The sequence below is a fragment of the Acinetobacter sp. FDAARGOS_724 genome (assembly GCF_013364475.1).
GTDB lineage: Bacteria > Pseudomonadota > Gammaproteobacteria > Pseudomonadales > Moraxellaceae > Acinetobacter > Acinetobacter variabilis.
Genome location: NZ_CP054908.1, coordinates 1,546,764 through 1,562,934 on the forward strand (window position 1 = coordinate 1,546,764; position 16,171 = coordinate 1,562,934).

General features: G+C 41.6%; 17 protein-coding genes. 11 read left to right on the forward strand and 6 right to left on the reverse strand.

What is annotated here, in order from left to right; translation table 11 throughout:
• The first annotated feature begins 41 nt into the window (after positions 1 to 41).
• On the forward strand, positions 42 to 536 hold the full coding sequence (locus FOC32_RS08600) for a hypothetical protein (RefSeq protein ID WP_175966973.1): 495 nt from the start codon (positions 42 to 44) through the stop codon (positions 534 to 536).
• A 42-nt stretch (positions 537 to 578) separates the two neighbouring features.
• Here FOC32_RS08600 and yddG read toward each other — a convergent pair whose 3' ends face one another.
• Positions 579 to 1,514, reverse strand: coding sequence for an aromatic amino acid DMT transporter YddG (yddG, locus tag FOC32_RS08605; protein ID WP_175966975.1), 936 nt, complete (start codon positions 1,512 to 1,514; stop codon positions 579 to 581).
• A gap of 567 nt (positions 1,515 to 2,081) precedes the next feature.
• Positions 2,082 to 2,687, reverse strand: a complete 606-nt coding sequence (locus tag FOC32_RS08610; RefSeq protein WP_175966977.1) for a hypothetical protein — start codon at positions 2,685 to 2,687, stop codon at positions 2,082 to 2,084.
• 121 nt (positions 2,688 to 2,808) lie between these two features.
• On the opposite strand from FOC32_RS08610, the gene FOC32_RS08615 reads away from it, so the two are divergent.
• From FOC32_RS08615 to FOC32_RS08630, 4 genes are read left to right on the forward strand one after another with little or no spacing between them, the layout of a single operon-like run.
• Positions 2,809 to 3,780: an adenosine deaminase gene (locus FOC32_RS08615; RefSeq protein ID WP_175966978.1), complete on the forward strand. Its 972-nt coding sequence runs from the start codon at positions 2,809 to 2,811 to the stop codon at positions 3,778 to 3,780.
• On the forward strand, positions 3,780 to 4,328 hold the full coding sequence (locus FOC32_RS08620) for a non-canonical purine NTP pyrophosphatase (protein WP_175966980.1): 549 nt from the start codon (positions 3,780 to 3,782) through the stop codon (positions 4,326 to 4,328). Before FOC32_RS08615 ends, FOC32_RS08620 begins: the two co-directional genes overlap by 1 nt.
• The gene (locus FOC32_RS08625) at positions 4,321 to 4,959 is read left to right on the forward strand and encodes an SIR2 family protein (protein ID WP_175966982.1); all 639 of its coding nucleotides are present in this window, start codon (positions 4,321 to 4,323) and stop codon (positions 4,957 to 4,959) included. Before FOC32_RS08620 ends, FOC32_RS08625 begins: the two co-directional genes overlap by 8 nt.
• A gap of 39 nt (positions 4,960 to 4,998) precedes the next feature.
• Complete coding sequence (locus FOC32_RS08630) at positions 4,999 to 6,027, forward strand: transposase (protein ID WP_080633168.1); 1,029 nt, start codon at positions 4,999 to 5,001, stop codon at positions 6,025 to 6,027.
• A 284-nt stretch (positions 6,028 to 6,311) separates the two neighbouring features.
• On the opposite strand, the gene gatB is transcribed toward FOC32_RS08630, so the two are convergent.
• The 3 genes from gatB to gatC are packed head-to-tail and all read right to left on the reverse strand — an operon-like array spanning position 6,312 to position 9,632.
• A complete protein-coding gene (gatB, locus tag FOC32_RS08635; protein ID WP_175966983.1) occupies positions 6,312 to 7,787 on the reverse strand; it encodes an Asp-tRNA(Asn)/Glu-tRNA(Gln) amidotransferase subunit GatB in 1,476 nt (491 codons plus the stop codon).
• A complete protein-coding gene (gene gatA / locus FOC32_RS08640; RefSeq protein ID WP_175966985.1) occupies positions 7,787 to 9,265 on the reverse strand; it encodes an Asp-tRNA(Asn)/Glu-tRNA(Gln) amidotransferase subunit GatA in 1,479 nt (492 codons plus the stop codon). Before gatA ends, gatB begins: the two co-directional genes overlap by 1 nt.
• 52 nt (positions 9,266 to 9,317) lie before the next feature.
• Positions 9,318 to 9,632: an Asp-tRNA(Asn)/Glu-tRNA(Gln) amidotransferase subunit GatC gene (gene gatC, locus FOC32_RS08645; protein ID WP_005234479.1), complete on the reverse strand. Its 315-nt coding sequence runs from the start codon at positions 9,630 to 9,632 to the stop codon at positions 9,318 to 9,320.
• A 134-nt stretch (positions 9,633 to 9,766) separates the two neighbouring features.
• On the opposite strand from gatC, the gene FOC32_RS08650 reads away from it, so the two are divergent.
• The 6 genes from FOC32_RS08650 (at position 9,767) to FOC32_RS08675 (ending at position 14,519) form a co-directional block, all read left to right on the forward strand.
• A complete protein-coding gene (locus FOC32_RS08650) occupies positions 9,767 to 10,813 on the forward strand; it encodes a rod shape-determining protein (protein WP_005234480.1) in 1,047 nt (348 codons plus the stop codon).
• Positions 10,814 to 10,829: 16 nt separating this feature from the next.
• Positions 10,830 to 11,687, forward strand: a complete 858-nt coding sequence (mreC, locus tag FOC32_RS08655; RefSeq protein ID WP_175966987.1) for a rod shape-determining protein MreC — start codon at positions 10,830 to 10,832, stop codon at positions 11,685 to 11,687.
• Positions 11,674 to 12,165, forward strand: a complete 492-nt coding sequence (mreD, locus tag FOC32_RS08660; protein WP_005234482.1) for a rod shape-determining protein MreD — start codon at positions 11,674 to 11,676, stop codon at positions 12,163 to 12,165. Before mreC ends, mreD begins: the two co-directional genes overlap by 14 nt.
• Positions 12,153 to 12,719, forward strand: a complete 567-nt coding sequence (locus FOC32_RS08665) for a Maf family nucleotide pyrophosphatase (protein WP_175966988.1) — start codon at positions 12,153 to 12,155, stop codon at positions 12,717 to 12,719. The genes mreD and FOC32_RS08665 overlap by 13 nt, the downstream gene beginning before the upstream one ends.
• Positions 12,720 to 12,758: 39 nt before the next feature.
• Positions 12,759 to 14,213, forward strand: a complete 1,455-nt coding sequence (gene rng, locus FOC32_RS08670) for a ribonuclease G (protein ID WP_175966990.1) — start codon at positions 12,759 to 12,761, stop codon at positions 14,211 to 14,213.
• A gap of 132 nt (positions 14,214 to 14,345) precedes the next feature.
• A complete protein-coding gene (locus FOC32_RS08675; RefSeq protein WP_004783090.1) occupies positions 14,346 to 14,519 on the forward strand; it encodes a PA1571 family protein in 174 nt (57 codons plus the stop codon).
• Positions 14,520 to 14,677: 158 nt separating this feature from the next.
• Here the strand turns inward: FOC32_RS08675 and FOC32_RS08680 are convergent, their stop codons facing one another.
• Positions 14,678 to 16,060 carry a WS/DGAT/MGAT family O-acyltransferase gene (locus tag FOC32_RS08680; protein ID WP_175966992.1) on the reverse strand — a complete coding sequence of 461 codons (1,383 nt, stop codon included), beginning with the start codon at positions 16,058 to 16,060 and terminating at the stop codon, positions 14,678 to 14,680.
• Positions 16,061 to 16,171 lie beyond the last annotated feature (111 nt).

The following is a 16,171-nucleotide window of genomic DNA, read 5'->3' on the forward strand; positions in this document are numbered from 1 at the left end:
ACATTGTTCAAGCAGTTTGAACGGGTGAAAAAGGAAAGATTATGGGTTTTAAAGTTTTATCTGGTCTTCGGGCAGTCTTCATGACTACAGCATTACTGGGTGCAACTCAGATTGCGACAGCTGGTCCAACAGTTGATCAGCTTAGTGACTGTTTAATGAAATCCACGACAGCCACTGATAAAACCACAGTCTTGCAATGGACCTTTGTGGCATTGGGTAATCATCCCGATCTGAAAGCTTTTAGCAATGTAACCGCAACTCAAAAGGAAACACTCGACAGAAATTTAGCGACAGTTTTACAGCGGATTCTGGTTGAGCAATGTCCAACCCAAACCAAAGCGGTGATTCAGGCTGAAGGAGTACAAGCAGTGGGTGAAAGTTTCCAGGAGCTTGGGCAGGTCACAGGTGAGGAAATACTGAAAAATCCGGAAATCAAAAGTCAGCTAAGTGGCGTACTCAAATATATCGATATGAGCAAATTGGTCACGACGTTTTTGACACCTGACGTGTGGAATAGATTAAGCCTCACCCGTTAATTAATTGCAGATGCAGCCAAACTTAAACCGCAAAAATGTGGTTTAAGTTTTGTAGAGCTTGCCTGGAAACAGGCGGTCTCGAATTTCATCCCAGTTGGTCGATAGCCAGCAAATAAAGGAACCTAAGGTAACCATCATCGTGCCGATCCAAAAGGTGTGGGATAGACTGGTATTCAGTACCCACATGGAAATGACAGACGAAAAAATCGGGCTAAAATAAGATAACGCGACCAGCATTGCGATATTGCCCTGGTTAATTCCGATATTCCACGCTGCATAACCCAAGCCAGTTACGATCGACACCAGCAACATATATAGCATGATATTCAAGTCAATATTAAGAAGTTGTGGTAGTTGTTCGGGATCTAACAGCAGCGTCTTGCTCCAGAGAACCACACTTACCATCGCGAAAAAGAACACGATCGGGTTATGTCCTTGGCTGTATTTTTTGGTAAATACACAATATAGCGACCATAAACTCGCCCCAATAAATGCCAATATATAACTGGTCGGATTGCCTTGTATATTGTGAATGACGGTTGCTAAATGAATATCGCCGTTGCCCGTCTGGATATAAAAAATACCTGCCAGACTAATACTGAGCCCTACCACTACTAAGCTGTGAAATTTTAGTTCATGAAATAAAATCAGCATGGCGATGGTCATACTGGGCCACAGATAATTCACTAAACTAATTTCAATGGCTTGCTGTGCAGTTTGTGCAAGTGCTACGGCATAGGCAAAGCAGATTTCATATACCAGAAATAATACAGCTGCACTCAGCAGATAAAATTTGGGTATGGTTTTGAGTTTGGGAACGCCAAAAACAGCCAGTAAGAGCAGGGTGCTTAAGCTATACATCATGAGTACAGCCAGGTCAGGTCCAATACTAAAACTGATTTTTTTGAGCAATCCTACGATAGATGACCACTGTAAAATAGCACTTAAGCCAATCAGCGTAGCGAGGTTTTTCGACATGATAAGGGCGGGATGGGAGAATGTGCAGATTGTATTCCTGTTGAGTGATTTTCAATATGGGACAGACACGATTTTATGATCAAATTCAAAAAAATCGTTAATAACCGCTTTATGATTTGAATATCCCGATCATGAGTTTAATGATCCAGAAAATGGGCGTGAAAATTAGCTCGATACCATCGGAAAGATTAGCAATTTTGCTTTCTCTGGCTGTGTGCCTCCGTGGTTTGATGGGTTTGCGTCGTCTTGACTGATATGCGCCAATGATAAACACAAGAATGATCAGGATAATGCTAATTAAGATAATGTAATTTGACATGTTTTTGTTTTTCTTCGGTTTGTTTTTTGATTTTATAGCATGTTTTAAATCCTCTCCCTAGCCCTCGTCCTTTCTTACGCTTTGTTTTAAAAGCAATGCTTTAAAACTCGCTCAGGAGAGGGAACACCGCGTATCATTTTAATCACATGGCAAAGCCTCCCTTTCTTAAAGGGAGATTTAGAGGGATTTCAAATTTGTAATGAAAGCTCCTTCTCCCACTGGGAGAAGGCAGAGGATGAGAGGAACAATTAAATAAGATCAGGATAAAACTTTTCAAACTCTGGATTCACCGCTTCACCTCGCAGCAAATAACCTTTCGGTTGAATATAACTATAAATTTCCCGTGCTGGTTGTTCGTGCCAGCCAATATTAAAAGCACAAAGTTTTGGGAAAAATTGCAGATGACTATAGTTCAAATTGTTATGAATCCAATAGGCAAGTTGTTGCCAATTGGCTTGGTTTTTCTCATAAAGTTCTAAAAATGACGGAATGACAATACACGCCGTTGCACCATAACCCTTTTCGTCGGGATAGTCCCAAATATGGCTGGCAAAGTTTTTTTCATTGCTAGCACAGTTATGTCCTTTTTCATTGCCGAGTTGATTCACTTGTGGCGAACGATAAGCGGATCGAATGGCAATACGTCCGAATTTCTCTTGTAATGGTTCGAGCAGTTGCTCACACAGTTGTGTACCTGTGTAGATAGCTTTTTCTGGATGGTCTGGGAAGTTAGGTACACCGTACCAATTGGCAATTTCGCTATAGAGGAAGTCACGCATGAAAAAGGACTTTGATAGTTGAACACGTCCTAAGTCTTCGAGTTTGGCGATGGAGCTTACTTTTTTGATGGTCATGTTGTTTTTTGAGTGAATTTTTAAGGCTTAAGTCAAAAACAATATTTTAGCGTATAAGAGTTAGTATCACGAGAATATTTTTTTCTTATATAATATAGTTACTTATTTTGATAAAAATGTAATGTACGAACATATTAAGCAATTGCCGAAAGGGGATCTTCATCTTCATTTAAACGGGGCTATACCTACCAGTTTGATTAAGAAAATGCTATTGGAAAATGCCATCAGCCTACCTGATAATTTCAATATTGACACTGATTTAAATATATTAGAAAGGCAAACGAGTTTGGAGGAATATCTAAAGCCGTGGCGAGTTTTGAATAAAATTCCAACAAGTCAAAGCGACTTAAATCTTCAAGTATTACATGCAGCTCAAGGTCTATCAGAAGACAATGTAAAATTTGCAGAACTAAGAAATACTGTTTTTTATATAGCAGAATTAAACCGAATCAGCTTGGAAGTGGCTTTGGAGTGGCTCCTAGAAGCTTTATTGAATGCTGAGAATAAAGTGGGTATAAGACTAGGATTAATAGTTACTTTGAGTAGATTTCAACTTACAAAAGAAAAAAGTTTAGCTATTTTTGATGCTATGAAAAATTTAAACTATCCTCCTAACTTGGTAGGGGTTGATTTAGCAGGGAATGAAAATATTCCTGTGAATAATGATTTATCCATTTTTTTCAAAAAGTCTAAAGAAGAGTTAGGTCTTGGAATTACTATTCATGCTGGTGAAACAGGAATACTTCAAAATATTGAACAGGCTATTCATGTTTTCGAAGCTGATAGATTAGGTCATGCTAATGCATTGGTAACTTCTGAAAAAATGATGGAAGAAGTAGCTCATAAAAATATACCCATCGAAGTTTGCCCTAATTCAAATTATTTGACTAACTCGATTAAAGATGAAAAATATTCTTTTTTAGACTTTATGAGATATGAAGTGCCTTTTATAATTTGTTCAGATAATCCACAATTACATAATAAGGGAATATCAGAAGATTATTTAAAATTTTATGAATTAACTGGGGATGTGAATTTTTTACAAAATTTTTTTGATAATCAAAGAAAATTTACTTTTATAAAGGGGGTGTGATGGATATTTATATAGTCTCAAGAAATCCGCATAAACAAACTGAATTGAGAAAATATTTAGAGAGTTTAGCTGAAGTATCTGTCAAAGAATATGCCAAAGAAATAAATGAAATCCAGACTCTGAATGTAGAAGAGCTAATTAAGGATAAGTTGATAAAGGCTTTTCAATTTGTTAAATCTCCTGTAATAGTTGAACATACAGGCCTATTTTTAGATGAGTTTGATGGTTTTCCAGGCGGATTAACTCAGCCATTTTGGGATAAGTTACAAAAGGAAAAATTTTGTCATTATTTTAAATCTACTCCCCTAAAGGCTAAGACGGTTATAGGTTTTTGTGATGGAAAGCAAAATCATTATTTCGAAGGTGAAATTGAAGGGATTGTTGCTAATGAGCCTAGAGGGGATGATAGCTTTCAATGGGATTGTGTATTTATACCAAAAGGATACGACAAAACTTTTGCAGAGCTAGGTGATGAAAAATTAAAAATTTCTATGAGAAAGTTGGCATTTGATAAATTTGAGAAATATATAAGAGATAATTATGTCTAATTTAAAGGAATTAACAGCATTAAAAAGTGCTTATAGAGATAGAAAACTTATATTATTTCTTGGAGCTGGTATATCAGCGACTTTGGGGTTACCTAATTGGGAGCGATTGATAGAGATTATGGCTGAGGACCTGGGATATGATTCAGCTATTTTTAAGTCATATGCTGACAATAATTCATATATTTTGGCTGAATACTATTATTTAAAAAGAAATTCTCATTTTGGTCGCTTAAGAACAAAGTTGGATCAAGAGTGGCATTCTAGTGATAAACAGGAAAAATTAGAGCTTTCTGAATTCCATAAGCTTTTAGCAAATAGAAATTTTCCATTGATTTACACAACTAATTATGATGAATGGATTGAGAAGGCTTTTGAGTTTTATAAAAAACCGTATTCAAAAATTACAAATATTGTTGATATAAGTTCTCATAACGTCAACCATAGCCAAATTGTTAAGTTTCATGGTGATTTTTCAGACGATGATAGTATTATTCTAAATGAATCTAGTTATTTTAGAAGAATGACATTTCAAGATCCTTTAGATATAAAGTTTAGAAGCGATATCTTAAGTAATACTGTTCTATTCATGGGTTATTCACTTACAGATAATAATATAGGACTTACGCATTGACGGATTCAAAAAAGTATTAAAATACTTTATAAAGTATCTGTGATCAGACGAATTAAACATGCTTCTACAGCAACTTGTACATTACCCATTTATATGGGCTTTCTCATGACAGAACCGAACTCTATTAGCTGCACACAACTTGCCGAGACTTATAATATCTCGCATGATAGTGTAAATCGCTTTCTAGAGCGTGAAGACTACACACCTCACGACCTATATCAAGAATCAATTCAACATATTGATAATAATAAACTTATAGTCAGTATTGATGATACTGTTTTAGATAAACCATATAGTCAACATATGGACTTGGTTAGCTATTTTTGGTCAGGCAAACACCACCGATCCGTCAAGGGTATTAATCTCATTACCTTGTATGCGACAGATCAAAATGGTCAAAATATTCCAATTAATTTCCGAATTTATGACAAATCTGAAAGTAAAACCAAGAATGATTACTTTATGGATATGTTAAGTGAAGTACTCAGTTGGGGTGCAAAGATTCAATTTATTACAGGTGATAGTTGGTATTCATCGACTGGAAATCTAAAAACCATAAGAAAATATGGTATTCGATTTATGTTTGGTATCGACTGTAACCGTAAGGTTTCCCCAGAAAAAGGACAATGGTTTCAACTGCGTTTATTGCCAGATTTCCATCAGGGTCAAGTGGTCTGGCTCAAAGATTTTGGCTTTGTACAATTATTTAAGACTCAGTTAAAAGAACAGCAGAGGTTTTATATTGTGCATCAAGATGAAGATGATTTATTGTCCTTTGAAGGTTTTCATGAATTACATTCAAGTCATTGGAAAATAGAGCAATATCACCGGGTGATTAAACAGGTTTGTCATATTGAAAAGTTTCAAGTAAGACGATCTAAACTGATTTTGAATCATATTTTTTCAGCCTTGATGGCCTACGTTGAGATACAAAAGAACCAGTTTGAGCGGATCTTTGAAAATATATATCGTTGGCAGAAGAAATTATTTAGACCAATTATCAAAAACTTCATTGATGACTTTATTCTCGATAAAAATCATCTGCTACCACAGAGAATCTATAAGTAATAGTGCGTAAGTCCTATAATATTAGAAATATTCTTTATCTGCTTAATCAAATGTGGAATGAAAAGAATCGCATGAATAAGCCCCCATGCTATATCTTGGTTAAGGATCATAATGAAATATTGGATACAGTTTTTAAATCATGGAATGTTATGCCAATAACTGCAGCAGAATTAGGAATTAGTGAAACAGATAGAAATAAACAGAATAAATTAGTTTTAGACGTAATATCTTCTTGATAAAAAACCCGCTCTAAAGCGGGTTTTTTATTCTAAAATTAATCAGCATTAACCAATCAATTTTTTCATTAATTCATTTACTTGTGCAGGGTTTGCTTTACCTTTTGCTGCTTTCATCACTTGACCAACAAGACCGTTGAAAGCTTTCTCTTTACCAGATTTATACTCTTCAACCATCTTCTCGTTAGCAGTAAGTACTTCCTTAATAATCGCTTCAATTGCGCCTGTATCAGTTTCCTGTTTCAAGCCTTTTTCAGCAATAATTTCGTCCGCAGATTTGCCTTCGTCCCACATAAAGCCGAATACTTGCTTCGCGATCTTACCGTTAATGGTGTTGTCCACAATACGTGCGATCATGCCACCAAGTTTTTCCGCAGATACAGGAGAGTCAGCAAGGTCTAGACCAGCTTTGTTTAAAGCACCTGAGAATTCGCCCATCACCCAGTTTGCCGCAATCTTGCCTTGCGCAGCACCACCAGCAGCTTTAACGACTTCTTCGTAAAACTCTGACATTTCACGAGTCAGTGTAAGAACGTGAGCATCGTACTCAGTCACACCAAAGTCAGCCACGAAACGTGCACGACGTGCAGCAGGCAACTCAGGCATGGTTGCTTTAATTGCTTCGATTTGCTCATCCGCAATCACCACAGGCAACAAGTCTGGGTCAGGGAAGTAGCGGTAATCGTTCGCTTCTTCTTTAGAACGCATTGACCGGGTTTCCATCTTCACAGGGTCGAACAGACGAGTTTCCTGGTCGATGGTGCCGTCCCATTCCAGAATTTCCATTTGACGTTCAATCTCAACATTGATCGCTTGCTCAATGAAACGGAATGAGTTCAGGTTTTTCAACTCACAACGTGTACCGAATGGTTGACCCGGACGGCGTAAAGACACGTTACAGTCCGCACGGAACGAACCTTCTGCCATGTTACCGTCAGAAATACCTAACCAGCGTACCAGTGTGTGAATCGCTTTAATGTAGGCAACTGCTTCTTCAACCGAACGCATATCCGGTTCAGATACGATTTCAAGAAGCGGCGTACCGGCACGGTTCAAGTCGATGCCTGACATGCCTTCAAACTGGTCATGGATTGATTTACCTGCATCTTCCTCAAGGTGCGCACGAGTCACGCCAATGCGTTTAACCGTGCCATCTTCAAGCTGGATGTCGATATGACCCAAGCCTACAATCGGGTTATCCATCTGGCTGATCTGGTAGCCTTTTGGAGAATCCGGGTAGAAGTAGTTTTTACGTGCAAATACAGAGGCTTGGTCGATGTAAGCATCGATACCCAGACCAAAGCGAATCGCAAGATCAACGACTTCTTTGTTCAGTACTGGCAATACGCCCGGCATCGCAAGGTCTACAAGGCTCGCCTGAGTGTTTGGATCATTACCAAATTCAGTTGATGAACCAGAGAAGATTTTAGATTTAGTCGCAAGCTGAGTGTGAATCTCGATACCAATAACGACTTCCCAACCATCAATCAGGTTAGATTTTGGTTTAGCAGCGTTTTTAGCCATTATGCATTCTCCTCAGCAATTGCAGCGCGTTTAGTATGCCAATCAGTTGCTTGTTGATACTGGTGTACCACAGACAACAATTGAGATTCTGACCAGTAGTTACCAATCAGCTGTAAGCCAACTGGCAAGTTGTCTTTGTCAAAACCAACAGGCGCATTAATCGCAGGAAGACCTGCAAGGTTTACCGCGATGGTGTAGATGTCACCTAAGTACATTTCAACCGGAGACAGGTTTGCACCGATACGATATGCAGTAGTCGGTGCAGAAGGCGCAGCGATGACATCGACAGATTCAAATGCTTTAAGGAAATCTTGCTGGATCAGACGGCGTACTTTCTGTGCTTTTACATAATAAGCATCGTAGTAGCCCGCAGATAACGCGTAAGTCCCAATCAGGATACGACGTTGAACTTCGGCACCGAAACCTTCTGAACGGGAACGTTTATATAGGTCGAGAAGATCTTTAGGCTCTTCACAACGGTAGCCATAACGCACACCGTCATAACGAGACAGGTTTGAAGATGCTTCAGCAGGGGCAATCAGGTAATACGTTGGAACATAGGCTTCCGTCATGTTGAGATCAATCTCAACCAGCGTTGCGCCCATTTCTTCCAGTTTTTTTAAGGATTCTTCAACGCGTGCTTTTACATCAGCATCCAGACCTTCAACATTGAAGTATTGTTTAGGAATACCAATGCGCAGACCTTTTACAGAAGTGCCGTTCAGGTTGGCAACGTAGTCATCAACGTCTTTGTCCATGGAGGTTGAGTCTTTGGCATCATGACCGGCCATCACATTCATCAGGTAAGCACAGTCTTCCGCTGAACGTGCCATTGGACCACCCTGATCCAGTGATGATGCGTACGCGATCATACCGAAACGTGATACACGGCCATAAGTCGGTTTTAGACCAGTCAGACCACAAAAAGATGCTGGTTGACGGATTGAACCACCGGTATCGGTACCGGTTGCAAAAGGTGCTAGATCAGCAGCCACAACCGCAGCAGAACCACCTGAAGAACCGCCTGGAACGTGATCTAGTGCCCAAGGGTTTTTGGTCGCGCCAAAATAAGATGACTCAGAAGTTGAACCCATGGCGAATTCGTCCATGTTCACTTTACCAAGTGTGACTAAGCCCGCAGCTTTACCTTTCGCTACAACGGTCGCGTCGTAAGGAGAGATAAAATTGTCCAGCATTTTAGAACCGGCAGTGGTTTTAATGCCTTGGGTACAGAAGATATCTTTATGCGCAATGGGCACGCCAGTCAGGGCAGTGGCATTGCCGGCTTTGATTGCAGCATCGGCAGCATCAGCTTGAGCCAATGCCTGTTCAGCAGTCACGGTCACATAAGCCTTGACCTGTGCATCAATTTTTTCGATGCGTTTTAAATAGTGTTGAGTCAATTCGCAGGATGAAAATTGAGCATTTGCCAAACCTTCAGTCAGTTCACGAATGGATAAGCGGTGTAAATCTGTCATGAGAAATAATTCTTTACGTTTAATTTAATAAAAAGAATGGACTGGGTAGTAATTACTCAATCACGCGTGGGACGAGATACAAACCGTCCTGTACAGCAGGTGCAACTGCTTGGTATTCCTCACGATGATTGCTTTCCGACACGACATCTTCACGTAAAGGCTGTGGGTGGTCGAAAGGGCTTTTCAGTGGTTCAACACCGTCAGTATCGATGCCTTTCAGCGTTTCCATCATGCCTAAAATTTTATTTAAACTTTGAGCATATTCAGCAGATTGCGTATCATTAAGAGATAACCTTGCGAGGTTGGCAATAGCTGAAACTGTTTCTGCATTTAAATCTGCAGAAGACTGTGCATCCGATGTAGACATAATATTACCTAATCAGTATTAAAAAAAAATTCAAATTATCATGCGTTATGATAAGCGATTGACTTGTCCAAATCATCACATTTAGTTAAAGTGGCCACCTTGCGTCCATATAAAGTTTAACTGAGAACGTCCCCGTGATTCTAAAACGACTAATAGGCTTGTTTTCGCCAGATCTCGCTATTGATTTAGGTACTGCAAATACACTTATTTATGCGCCAGGACGAGGCATTATATTAAATGAACCGACGGTTGTAGCCATCCGTCACAGTGGTTCACATAAAATTGTTGCTGCCGTAGGTCTTGACGCGAAACAAATGCTTGGTCGTACCCCAGCAAATATTTCTGCAATCCGTCCGATGAAAGACGGCGTGATTGCGGATTTCGAAGTGACCGAAACCATGTTAAATCAGTTCATTGGTAAGGTACACGAAAAACGTTTATTCCCGCCAGCGCCACGCGTGGTGGTTTGCGTGCCATGTAAATCGACACTGGTTGAACGCCGTGCGATCCGTGAAGCAGTTTATAATGCGGGTGCACGTGAAGTACGTCTGATTGAAGAACCGATGGCTGCTGCAATTGGTGCAGGCATGCCGGTTGAGCAGGCATGTGGTTCGATGGTTGTCGATGTGGGCGGCGGTACAACTGAGATTGCAGTAATTTCATTGCAGGGCTGTGTATATGCAGACTCGCTGCGTATTGGCGGTGATGTATTTGATGAACAGATCATCAACTACGTACGTAAGGCACATGGTTGCGTGATCGGTGAAACCACAGCTGAAGTGATCAAAAAAGAAGTTGGCATGGCACTTCCAGATGAAGGTGCAAAACCGCTGGAAATTGAAGTTCGTGGCCGTAACTTGGCTGAAGGTGTGCCTCGCGCGATTGTGGTGAACTCGGATGAAGTCACTCAAGCGATCTCTGATCCACTACAAAACATCGTGTCTGCTGTGAAATCTGCATTGGAACAAACACCTCCTGAACTGTCTTCTGACATCGCTGAACGCGGGATCGTGTTGACCGGTGGTGGTGCATTGCTGCGTAACCTGGACAAGCTGCTTGCTAAAGAAACAGGTCTGCCTGTTGTGGTTGCTGAAGATCCACTGTCTTGCGTGACTCGTGGAGGTGGTAAGGTACTCGAATTCTTCGACAATCCAAATCATGACATGTTATTTGTAGGCTAAGACAAGGATTCGGCGGGTGCAAGCACATCTGTTTTCTCGACAACCGCCATCTTTTCGCTCTTTTATCATTGCACTGATAACATGTCTGGTGGTGCTGTTCTTTGACTGGCGCATGCCACATGTTGTTCAACCTGCAAGGGATGTCTTGTACGCGGCCTATAATCCCATTTATGCCGTGGCCAGCTATCCGGTACTGTCGCGAGAATGGCTGAATCAACAAACCAAATCTGAAGCACAACTGCGTCGTGAAAATACCGCGATGCAGGCTGAGCTATTGCAGGCGCAAGTTCGCCTACAAAAAATTGCAGAGCTTTCTGCAGAAAATACCCGTTTGCGCGGTCTTTTAGATACCTCTCTGATTCTTGATGGACGTATGGAAATTGCTGAGGTGATTGGTACCGATGCTGATCCGCTACGCCATATCATCGTGATCAACCGTGGTTCCAATAACAAGCTGAAAGTCGGTCAGACCGTACTGGATGACATGGGGATTATGGGACAGATTATTGATGTCTATCCGCATAGTAGCCGGGTTATGCTGCTCTCTGATAAAGAACACTCCTTGTCGGTACGTCTGGAACATACTGGCATGCGTGCCATTGTCTCGGGAACCGGGGATCTGGGACGCCTGAAAATGGAATATGTACCGACCAGTGCCAACATCAAAGTCGGTGAAAAAGTCTATAGCTCGGGTTTGGGACAGCATTTCCCGGCAGGCTATCTGGTCGGCACCGTCTCTAAAGTACAACGTCATAATTCAGGTGAGTTTGCCCAGATTGATGTGGTTCCGGCAGCGCAGCTGGCTGGTGGTCATCATGTAGTGGTGTTATTTTCCGATTCTTTAGCGATGGAGCAGCCACATGTCGATCGCTAAACTGAAACCAAGAACCCATCGGGATCCCTTGTTGCCGATCATGATTTCGGTAATTTTTGCCTCGGTTCTGGTGGTCTATCCTTTATCTTATTCGCTCTCTGGCTGGCGCCCGCAGTTTATGCTGATGATCATGCTGTTCTGGGTGTTGTGTCAGCCGACCTGGTGTGGAATCTGGTTTGCATTTGCTACCGGGATATTCATTGATTTACTGCTTGATGCGCCTTTAGGTCTAAATGCACTTAGCTTTATCATCATTGCTTTTGTGGCACGTTTCCTGACCCGTGAGCGCCGTATTCTGACCTTTGCTAATTTATGGGTCATTACGGCAATTGCGATTCTGGCACATTTGATGATTATCTTCTTTGCCCAGATTTCGACCGGCGTACAATTCTCATTTGCACGACATTGGATTCCCATGCTGACTAGTGTCATCATATGGCCAGTGCTTTATTACTTTTTGAGAAAATGGCGCATTTAATCCTCGCTTCCAGCTCACCCCGACGCCGTGAACTTTTGCAGCAACTCGGGCTGAACGTTGAGATCTGTAGCCCAGATGTAGACGAATCTGTACTGGAAAATGAGTCCATTGCAGCCTATGTCGAACGTCTGGCACAAGTCAAAGCGGAAGCGGTGGCCAAGCTGTTTCCGGATGCCATTATTATTGCTGCGGATACCAGTTTAGGTGTGAATAATGAGATTTTGGGGAAACCTGAATCCAAACAGCATGCCTTTGAAATGTGGGAAAAAATTTCAGGGAGATGGCATGATGTGTTTACTGGAGTGTGCGTCCGCACAAAAGAAGAAAAATACAGTATAGTAGTTCGTACACAGGTTGAATTTCAGCCACTAAATAGCCATGATATGGAAAGTTACTGGGCAACAGGTGAGCCGCTTGGGAAAGCAGGCGCCTATGCAATACAGGGAATTGCAGCGCGTTATATTCCAAGAATAGAAGGTAGTTATTCGAATGTAGTGGGCTTGCCACTATATGAAACAGTACAGTTATTGCAGACGGTTAAGGCACTAAATTAACTGCTGAAAAAGAATTCTTATAATGTTTTGAGTGTTGTTATGTCTGACGAGTTGTTGATTAACGTCACACCGATGGAATGTCGGGTGGCGTTGATTGAAAACGGCACGGTGAATGAACTGTTTGTCGAGCGTACGGCCAAGCGCGGATTGGTCGGGAATATCTATAAAGGGAAAGTGGTCCGGGTCTTGCCGGGCATGCAGGCCGCTTTTGTTGATATTGGCCTGTCCAGAACGGCATTTTTGCATATCAATGACATGGTCTGGCCACGTAACCAGCCAACGCCGAATGTATTCGAGCTGTTGCAGCCGGGTCTGATTCTCACCGTTCAGGTGATGAAAGACATGCTCGGCACCAAGGGCGCACGTCTATCTACTGATCTTTCTATTCCTTCACGTTATTTGGTCCTGATGCCATATGGCAATCATATTGGTGTATCGCAGCGGATTGAATCCGAAGATGAACGCAATCGTTTACGCTCGATCATTGAGCGTATTCAGGCAGAACACAAGCTGCCAGGTTCCGTCATTGTCCGTACTGCCGCTGACGGCATTGAGGAAGAAGCGATTGCACAGGATATGGCTTATCTGGCTAAACTCTGGGAATACATTCAGCGCAAACAAAAAGTCATCGCAGTGCCTTCATTGATCTTTGAAGAGCTGCCTTTGCCACAGCGTGTTATTCGTGATCTTGCCAATGAAGAAACCGAAAAGATCTATATCGATTCACGCGAAATTCACGGCAAGTTGAAAGAGTTTGTGGATGAGTTCGTGCCGAATATGAAAGACCGTTTGCTACATTATCCGGGCGAGCGACCAATTTTCGATTTGTACAATGTCGAAGAAGATCTGCAAAAGGCTCTACAAACCCGTGTAGCACTGAAGTCCGGTGGTTATCTGATGATTGACCAGACTGAAGCCATGACCACAATTGACGTCAATACCGGTTCTTATGTGGGCGGTCGCTCGCTGGAAGATACGGTGTTTAAAACCAATATGGAAGCCACACAGGTCATTGCACGTCAGCTGCGTCTGCGTAATCTGGGCGGTATTATTATCATCGACTTCATTGACATGCAGGAAGCCCAACATCGTGAAGAAGTGATGAACCAGTTTATGAAAATGCTGGAACGTGATCATGCCAAAACCAAGATCACCCAGGTGTCTGAACTGGGACTGGTGGAGATGACGCGTAAGCGTACCCGTGAGTCTTTGGAACACTTGTTATGCGAGTCCTGTCCGACCTGTCAGGGACGTGGATATGTGAAAACAGCAGAATCAGTGTGTTACGAAATCTTTCGGGAAATCCTGCGCTATGCTCGCGCTTATGAATCACAAAGTGGCTTTACTGTCGTTGCCCATCCGGCAGTGATTGATCGGCTGTTAACTGCAGAAGCCCCAGCTGTGGCGGATCTGGAACACTTTATTAATCGTGTAATTAAATTCCAGGTCGAAAATTTATACACGCAAGAGCAATACGATATCATTCTCAGCTGAAATTGTAACAGAATATCGTTAAACACTTGTTACATCTGAAATTTTACATCTCTACTGATATTTACAATACTAGAAACATCAAATTAGCCAAAGCCTTTCTCCCAGTTCTAGGCTTAGCAAAAGGAGTCTATGATGAGTATGAGTAAAGTTGTAATCAATAAAAGCTTGAAACACGTATTAGAACCAAAGGCTGTGCATGCAGGATATATTGTGGATGAACGCGGGAATGAAGTTCAGATTACAGCTTCTATGATTCGCTCTGTTTGCCATCAGTTATTAAAACAGTGTCGTACTATTAAAAGTTAATTAAACCAAAATAGATTGCAGTTGTATGAATTTCATTCAAACTGTAAAAAGGAATAAAATCAAGGGGCTTAAATTGCCCCTTTATTTTTTACTAAATGATTGGCAAAAGTGCTCACACACTTTTTAGCAGTCTATTGCCAGATTTTATTCGTCCGCGGCTAACTGACCGCTTTCAACTTTGGGACGGGTTCACCATCCACAATCCGTTCGAAGCGTTGAATTTCTTCTTCAAGATGAGTCAATAGATTCTGCATTTTGGGTAGAGCATTACGGCAAGCAGTAAGACCTACTTCAAGCTTGTCCATATAACTGGTCATGGTGATATTCAGTGCCTGTCCATCCAGTACAATCGAAGCCGGATATAAGGCTTCCAAACGTGCGCCATTCCAGTACAGAGGTTCCTGAGGACCAGGGACATTGGAAATGATTACATTAAATGCCTGACGTTTTGGCATTAAGCCAGATGCAATATTGAATCCTGCAAGACCGTAGACAAAAGCACTATAGTTCAGAATCTGATTGGCATTCATGCGCTTAAAGCGTTCTTTAGCACTGAGTACACTGCGACGTACCGTTTTAAGACGCTCCAAAGGATCATCCTTATGCGTGCCCAGATTCGCCAGAATCATGGTAATACGGTTGGAAACATCGGAGTCATCGCTATGTACAGAAGCGGGCACCATTGCAATTAATGGTTTTTTCGGCAAGGCATTTTGTGTGAGTAAATATTCGCGTAAGGCACCTGAACAGATCGCTAACACGATATCATTAATCGTTACACCTAAAGCTTTAGAAATATGACGTAAACGTGAGAATTCAAAAGATTGGGCTGCGAAACGACGTGAGGCACTGACACGCTGATTTAAAATAGAACTTGGTGCTTGAAAGCTGGACACATAATCCGGATTACGCCCCATATCTTTCAGTACGGTTTGTGATAATTCATAAGCCACTCGTGGCGTACATTCCAGCTGGCCTTTAATCGCCTGTAACACATTCTTCATGCGGCTGACTTTCGGCGCTTTCAGACGTTTTGCTCGTGGACCTTCTACACACCAAGGTGGCACAATACTTTTCGCATGTGGATCATGGGAAAGTGATTTTTCTACCAGACGCATGCCTGCAATACCATCTACCATCGCATGGTGAATCTTGAAGTACATGGCAAAACGGTTGCCTTCAATGCCTTCAATAATATGACAGGTCCATAAAGGTTTAGCGCGGTCAATCAGTGCGCTGTGTTCTTGGGAAATATAAGTCAGCAGCTCGCGGATACGCCCAGGTTTCGGTAAGGCAATATGACGAAAATGATGATCTAAATCAAACTCTTCATCTTCATCCCAAAATAAACCGTTTAAATAGTTATTAAATGGAGGAATCGGTGAGGATTTGGAATTGCGAATATCAGTCACCAGATCCCGGATAAAAGAGGCTGGTGCATTGTCAGGAATTTGAAACAAAAATAACCCGCCTACATGCATAGGCTGCTGCCGTTTCTCTAAAGACAAAAAAATAAAGTCAATCGGATGTAATGGACGCATAGCGTAGATTGCCTCACTGCATTTTCTTCAGCTGCTCATGTATAAGCAACCTTGTTAGAATTATTGGTATCACATTACAAAGTATAGCGATTTTGTCGCATAAAGGTACTG

Excerpts from the sequence above, each read along its gene's own strand:
- FOC32_RS08600 (WP_175966973.1), top strand. The coding sequence starts at position 42 with ATGGGTTTTAAAGTTTTATCTGGTCTTCGGGCAGTCTTCATGACTACA.
- yddG (WP_175966975.1), bottom strand. The coding sequence starts at position 1,514 with ATGTCGAAAAACCTCGCTACGCTGATTGGCTTAAGTGCTATTTTACAG.
- FOC32_RS08610 (WP_175966977.1), bottom strand. The coding sequence starts at position 2,687 with ATGACCATCAAAAAAGTAAGCTCCATCGCCAAACTCGAAGACTTAGGA.
- FOC32_RS08615 (WP_175966978.1), top strand. The coding sequence starts at position 2,809 with ATGTACGAACATATTAAGCAATTGCCGAAAGGGGATCTTCATCTTCAT.
- FOC32_RS08620 (WP_175966980.1), top strand. The coding sequence starts at position 3,780 with ATGGATATTTATATAGTCTCAAGAAATCCGCATAAACAAACTGAATTG.
- FOC32_RS08625 (WP_175966982.1), top strand. The coding sequence starts at position 4,321 with ATGTCTAATTTAAAGGAATTAACAGCATTAAAAAGTGCTTATAGAGAT.
- gatB (WP_175966983.1), bottom strand. The coding sequence starts at position 7,787 with ATGGCTAAAAACGCTGCTAAACCAAAATCTAACCTGATTGATGGTTGG.
- gatA (WP_175966985.1), bottom strand. The coding sequence starts at position 9,265 with ATGACAGATTTACACCGCTTATCCATTCGTGAACTGACTGAAGGTTTG.
- gatC (WP_005234479.1), bottom strand. The coding sequence starts at position 9,632 with ATGTCTACATCGGATGCACAGTCTTCTGCAGATTTAAATGCAGAAACA.
- mreD (WP_005234482.1), top strand. The coding sequence starts at position 11,674 with ATGTCGATCGCTAAACTGAAACCAAGAACCCATCGGGATCCCTTGTTG.
- FOC32_RS08665 (WP_175966988.1), top strand. The coding sequence starts at position 12,153 with ATGGCGCATTTAATCCTCGCTTCCAGCTCACCCCGACGCCGTGAACTT.
- rng (WP_175966990.1), top strand. The coding sequence starts at position 12,759 with ATGTCTGACGAGTTGTTGATTAACGTCACACCGATGGAATGTCGGGTG.
- FOC32_RS08675 (WP_004783090.1), top strand. The coding sequence starts at position 14,346 with ATGAGTATGAGTAAAGTTGTAATCAATAAAAGCTTGAAACACGTATTA.
- FOC32_RS08680 (WP_175966992.1), bottom strand. The coding sequence starts at position 16,060 with ATGCGTCCATTACATCCGATTGACTTTATTTTTTTGTCTTTAGAGAAA.